The following is an 825-nucleotide window of genomic DNA, read 5'->3' on the forward strand; positions in this document are numbered from 1 at the left end:
CGCCACCCTGGTCCACGGCCACACGCACCGCCCGGCCGACCATGAACTGGGCGATGGCCTGCGGCGTGTGGTGCTCAGCGACTGGGATTTGGCAGCCGCCGTGCCGCGCGCCGAAGTGCTGCGCTGGGAGCAGGGCCAGGGCCTGCGGCGCCTGCCGCTGTCCGAAGTACTTGAACAGGCGCCCCAACGATGAGCCTCTGGCGACAACTGGGCCACTGGGTCCGGCGGCTGGGCCGCCGCGCACGCTCCGCCGTCTCGCCGGTGCCTGAGATTCCAGCGCCACTGTGGCTGTCCACACTGGCCGCCTACCCCTTTCTTTCCTCGCTGACGCTGGAGGAGCAATCGAAGCTGCGCGCACTGGCCGCCGTCTTCCTGCAGCGCAAGCGCTTCCACGGCGCGCACGGCCTGCAAGTGAGCGACGCCATGGCGCTGGAGATTGCCGCCCAGGCCTGCCTGCCACTGCTGCACTGGGGCGAGCCGCAGGGCGCGCTGTCCTGGTATGACGACTTTGTCGGCATCGTGGTGCACCCGGGCGATGCCGTGGCACGGCGCCAGAGCATGGACGAGGCCGGCGTCATCCACGACTACGACGAAGTGATCATGGGCGAGGCCATGCATGGCGGCCCCGTCATGCTGAGCTGGCAGGCCATCGGCGCAGGCCGCGGGCCGCATGCCAGCCACCACGGTCACGGCGGCCAGGCCGCCAACGTGGTGATCCACGAATTCGCCCACAAGATCGACATGCGCAACGGCGGCGCCGATGGCTGCCCGCCCCTGCCGCCCGGTTTCATGGGCAGCGGCTCCGCGCGCCAGGCCCGCGAGATA

At 70.7% G+C, this 825-nt stretch carries 1 protein-coding gene and 1 pseudogene; both read left to right on the top strand.

Annotation, left to right across the window (positions count from 1 at the left end):
• Positions 1–193 (top strand): annotated as a pseudogene (locus L995_RS22385) (UDP-2,3-diacylglucosamine diphosphatase); the annotation flags it as partial.
• On the top strand, positions 190–825 hold a 636-nt coding region (locus L995_RS22390; RefSeq protein ID WP_047473770.1), incomplete at its 3' end, for a zinc-dependent peptidase. The pseudogene L995_RS22385 and the gene L995_RS22390, both read left to right, overlap by 4 nt.

Source organism: Delftia sp. ZNC0008 (assembly GCF_000799035.1).
GTDB classification, from domain to species: Bacteria; Pseudomonadota; Gammaproteobacteria; order Burkholderiales; family Burkholderiaceae_C; genus Comamonas; species Comamonas tsuruhatensis.